This is a genomic window from Candidatus Glassbacteria bacterium, assembly GCA_019456185.1.
Classification (GTDB): domain Bacteria; phylum Gemmatimonadota; class Glassbacteria; order GWA2-58-10; family GWA2-58-10; genus JAJRTS01.
The window spans coordinates 135,905-140,843 of record VRUH01000003.1 but is presented as its reverse complement, the minus strand read 5'-3'; the positions used below and the strand labels follow the sequence as shown (position 1 = coordinate 140,843).

The 4,939-nt window shown below is 57.8% G+C and carries 4 protein-coding genes and 1 pseudogene (2 of these 5 cut by a window edge); all 5 read right to left on the bottom strand.

The genetic code is table 11. The annotated features are described in order from the left end of the window. A pseudogene (gene mrdA / locus FVQ81_02470) lies at window positions 1-1,588 on the bottom strand (penicillin-binding protein 2) (it extends 95 nt beyond the left edge of the window). 4 nt (window positions 1,589-1,592) lie between these two features. Beyond that, window positions 1,593-2,075 (bottom strand): rod shape-determining protein MreD, encoded by a 483-nt coding sequence (gene mreD, locus FVQ81_02465; GenBank protein MBW7995436.1) that lies wholly within the window; start codon window positions 2,073-2,075, stop codon window positions 1,593-1,595. Next, entirely contained in the window at window positions 2,075-2,983 is a 909-nt protein-coding gene (gene mreC / locus FVQ81_02460) for a rod shape-determining protein MreC (protein MBW7995435.1), read from the bottom strand. Before mreC ends, mreD begins: the two co-directional genes overlap by 1 nt. Window positions 2,984-3,040: 57 nt before the next feature. Further along, on the bottom strand, window positions 3,041-4,069 hold the full coding sequence (locus FVQ81_02455) for a rod shape-determining protein (GenBank protein ID MBW7995434.1): 1,029 nt from the start codon (window positions 4,067-4,069) through the stop codon (window positions 3,041-3,043). Between the two features lie 429 nt (window positions 4,070-4,498). Continuing rightward, window positions 4,499-4,939, bottom strand: partial view of an HD domain-containing protein gene (locus FVQ81_02450; GenBank protein MBW7995433.1) — the 3' portion only. 627 nt of this gene lie beyond the right edge of the window; 441 of the gene's 1,068 nt are visible here — the last part of the coding sequence; the start codon falls outside the window, past its right edge; it ends in the stop codon at window positions 4,499-4,501.

Below are 4,939 nucleotides of genomic sequence, written 5' to 3'. Positions count from 1 at the left end.
GCTCGTGCCCCCAGAGACGGCTGCCGCGGGCGGTACCGTGAGTGGGGTCGTTGACCACGCCCGCCAACGGCGCGATCAGGGACCGCAGGTGCTCGGCGGAAAACATGATATTAGGCAGACGGAAAGTTTCGGGGTCGGCTGCGAGCAGGTGCGGTCGGTAGCGGCGTCCCCCGTTGCAGATCGACGAGTAGAGCATCGCCAGATGCAGGGGGCTCATCGTTATTTCACCCTGGCCGATCGAAAGATTCAGCACGTTGCCCGGGCCCCAGTTGCCGCGGCCGTAATTGCGGCTGTACCAGGTCTCGTCGGGGAACAAGCCGGTTTCCTCGTTGGGCAGATCGATCCCGGTTTTCTCGAACATGCCGCTTTCCTTACCGTACCGGCAGAAGCGTTCGAGACCGATTTTAATACCGAGCTGGTAGAAAAACGTGTCGCAGGAGCGTACAAACGCCTTGTGAAAATCCACTTTGCCGTGGCCGCCGGCCTCCCAGCACTTGAAAAACCGTTTGCCATACTGCAAGCCGCCGCGGCAGACAACCTCCAGACCGCGCACCTCGGGTCCGATTATCTCCAGGTCCAAGCCCACCAGCGAGGTGAACACCTTGAAAGTCGATCCTGGGGGATATAATCCCTGGATGGAGCGGTTGAGGAAAGGCTTGTTGGGATGGAACAGCAACTGCCGCCATCCAGCAGCGGAAATTCCCGAACTCAGCCGGTTGGGATCGAATCCCGGCTTACTCACCATCGCCAGCACGCCGCCGGTGTTCGGATCGACAGCCACCATCGCGCCGATCTCCACCGTGTCCATGATCTCGTGCATCGCCTGCTGGAGTCGCAGGTCGAGAGTCAGCCGGATCTCCCGGCCGCGGGTGGGCATCACCGGCGGCCGGTCGCGAAACGGCCCCAGTTCGCGCCCGCGGGCGTCCACTTCGATAAATTTCACGCCGCGCTCGCCGTGCAGGAGGTGTTCGTACTGGGCCTCGATTCCGCTTCGTCCGATCAGGCTGCCCATCGTGTAATTCCGGTACAGCGAATCCTCGAGTTCCCGCTCGGTAATTTCGCCGACGTAACCGAGCACATGGGCCAGCTCCTCGCCATAGACATAACTTCGTTTCATGTCCGAGCGGATAAATATTCCGGGGAATTCGCTGCGGTGCTCTTCAACAACGGCCAGCGTTTTCTGGCCGATATCGGTGGCCACGCGTAACGGCATCAGGCGCCTGAGCTTGAATTTCTGCAGCAGACCTTCGCGGTCACTCTCGCCGATATTCAGCAAGGGCGCCAGGCGTTCCAGGGCGATCTCCATCGAATCCAGCGGCTGCGGATAGAGCTCGATCGAGTAGGACGGGATATTTTCGGCCAGCACGTTTCCGTTGCGGTCGGTGATCAGCCCCCGCGGCGGAGGAAGTTCGATCCTGCGCAGCCGGTTTTCCTCGGAGCGGAGCGTGTACTCGCTGGTATGAAGTACCTGGTAACGGAAGAAATTTGCGATCAGCAGGAGAAAAGGGGCCAGGATGATCAGCTTGGCCATCCGGGCCTTGTGCAGCCGGTCGGAAACACTTTCGTCGCGCATGTTTCGCTGGGGCATCGGATCACCAATTCATGCGATTGTGACGGACCCGGAACAACATGAAAAGAACTACGCCCAACACGGCTGTATAGACAGCCGAGGGAGCCGATACGAACACGATCTGGCGCCAGAAGCTCTCACTGGTCCTGGCGAAATAGATCCCGTAAAAAATCGCATCGTGGGCCATCTTGGCCACCAGGATAATAGCGGCCTGAACCAGGGGCTTGTTACTGAAAAAACTGTGGCGCACCTTGCCGATCACGAACCCAGCGATCACTTTGGCCAGGGCGTGAAGGCCGAAGTAGGTGAAACTGAAACTGTCCTGGGCGATTCCACAGAAAAAACCAATCAGGGACCCGCCCTCCGGACCCCATATCAGTCCGGCGTAAACCACCATCACCAGAAACAGATCCGGGAAAATCTCACCTACTGAAATATATTGATAAAAAAGAAGATGAACAAAAAAAAGGGTGAACAGAAACAGGATGAATCGAAAATTGGACATTACCGGTCGCTCCAGAGGTGATTCAGGGAGTCATGGGCCTCGAACAGAATGCCGGATCCGGGCGAGACAAACGCGCTGTCGGCCAGTACGAACACCTCGCTGACCCTGTCGAGGTCAACCGACGCGCTCAGGCGCGCGCGGAGCTTGATACCCATCTCCTGCTCGCGCTCGATATCGTTCACCACGCCGACAGGTATCCCTTTCGGGAAAATCCCGCCCATTCCCGAGCTGACAATCAAATCGCCGACCTCGATACTCGTGCGCAGGGGAATGTTGAACAGGTAAAGCTGGCCGCTGGCCGCACTGCCCGCGATCCCGCGTTCGGTTTTGCCGGAGGGCATGGCGCTGACCCGGAAATCCTGGTGGGTATACAATTCCACCACACTCCGTCCCGGATCGGTTTCGATAGTCTTGCCCACCAGGCCCTCGGGGACCAGCACCGGCATGTTGGGGCTGATACCGTGACGGTTGCCCTTGTCGATAATAAACACGTTGGACCGCTCACCGATTCCGCCCGATATAACCCTGCAGGTAATAAAGTGAATCGGCGTCTGGGAGGCGAAATCGAGCAGGTTTTTCAGGCGCTCGTTCTGCTGACGGGCCTGTTCCAGACGGTAAAGTTCGAGGGACAGCACGAAATTATTCTTGCGCAGCCGTTCGTTTTCTTTTTTGAGGCTGATATAGTAGTCCGCTTTCGAGACCACCATCTGGAAAGGAGTAATCAACGTGCGGTTGATTGTGCGGGCCAACTGGAAACGGTTTCTGCCGGTGAGGGAAATCGCCGCGAGGCACAGCAGCAGGAGCAGCAGGAAAAGCAGGCTCTGTTTATGTTCCCACAGGAAAAGGAAGAATTTGGACATCGTGTTCGCGCAGGCAGAGTGATACGGCGTTAACGTAACCGGGTCCATCGCTCCACAACGCCGTGCAATGAACGGGAGCGTACGCGGCACGTCCCCGCACTTCTCCTACTTGCTCTGGCTGAGCACCACCCAGTAACGCTTGGGATCGTCCAGAATCCTTCCGGTTCCGCGGACAACGCAGGTCAGCGGCTCCTCATCCACGTTGATCGGCAGGTTGGTCTCTTCGCGGAGCAGTTGGTCCAGGCCGCGAAGCAGCGAACCTCCACCGGTCATCACGATTCCACGGTCGACAATGTCGCTGGCCAGTTCGGGCGGGGTCTGTTCCAGGGCCTGGCGCACAGCATCAACGATCGCCATGATCGGCTCCTGGAGCGATTCGCGGACCTCGCTGGAGTGGATCTTGACTGTTTTGGGAATCCCGGAGACAATGTCGCGGCCCTTGACGTCCATTTCTTTTTCATCACCGAGCGGGTAGGCGCTGCCGATATTGATCTTGATCAGCTCGGCTGTCTGGTCGCCGATCAGGATGTTGTAGTTCTTCTTGAGGAACTGGACAATCGCCTCGTCCAGCTCAAAGCCGCCGACACGGATCGAGATGTTGCTGACAATCCCGGACAGCGCGATAACGGCGATCTCGGTGGTGCCGCCGCCGATATCGATAATCATGTTGCCGCTGGGGGTTTCCACCGGCAGGCCCACGCCGATAGCCGCGGCCATCGGTTCCTCGACCAGGTAGACATCCTTGGCCCCGGCGCTTTCGGCCGAATCGCGCACCGCGCGGCGCTCGACTTCGGTAATCCCGCTGGGCACGCAGATAATCACCCGCGGTTTGACCGGCAGGAAACGGTTCTTGAGCACGGCCTTGATAAAATAGCGCAGCATTTCCTCGGTGACTTCGTAATCGGCAATCACTCCGTCTTTCAGCGGCCGGATAGCGGTTATACTGGCCGGAGTGCGGCCCAGCATCGCCTTGGCCTCCAGCCCGACGGCCTTCACTTTGCCCGTCGCCCGGTCGGTCGCGACCACCGACGGTTCGTTGAGCACGATACCCTTCCCCTTGATATATACCAGGGTGTTGGACGTACCCAGATCGATAGCGATCTCATTGGTCAGAAACGAACCGCTGGAGCTGATGATGCCTCCTTTGTTTGCTGAGGCCGTCTCGGTGGCGGGGTTGCCAGGTGATCTGCGGTTGCGCACCACGACCACGGCCAGCAGCGCTCCGAGCACAGCCAGTACTACGATTGTGATAACTGTTGGTGAAATGGTTGCTTATCCTGTTCTGTATATGAGTTTTATGGACATCCACCAGCGGAAAAACGAGACAATCCGGCAAGTTTTCCTGTTCCGCCAGTCGATGGCGTCGGGCTCTGCGTGTCTGTCAGCCGGGCACTGACGATTCCCGTGGAAAGCCCGGTTTTCCGTCTTTTCCGTTTTTTTCCCGCAGAATATTGAACTTTCTGCGGTTAACAGACAAAAAAAGGTATCATAGATTAACACTGAAATCAAGGCTTTTTTAGCACTTATGCCAAATCTGCTCTTGGGTTGAAGACAGTTTGGAGCTTAGCGGGGCTCACTGTCGAACAGGGACTGCTCATGCTCGGAGGGCTCAGGGTGACTGGGACTTGCTGTTTTGCGAGCGGGCGGGGGCAGTTCCGGGCTTTCGCCGCTATCGTTGTCGAATACCGGTGACTTGAAAAACTTGGTTTCCATCAGCCGGATATATTCCGTCCAATCTCCGGGGGAATCCAGTTGACGGTTGCGGACCTTGAGCACGCCGCTGACCTTGGAGTCCAGGTCGTCGGCGAAATGCACCACCAGCGCCTCGAGTGTTCGCGGTGGCACGGGACTGCCGTGTTCGAGCGAACCGTGATGGCTGAGGATGATGTGCTTGAGGTGCCAGCCCAGCTGCTCGGGGAATTTTTTTACCCTGGCAATCCATGAATTCAGCATTTCCACCCCGATTACGAGATGGCCGACCAGTTTGCCCTCGGTCGAGTAATC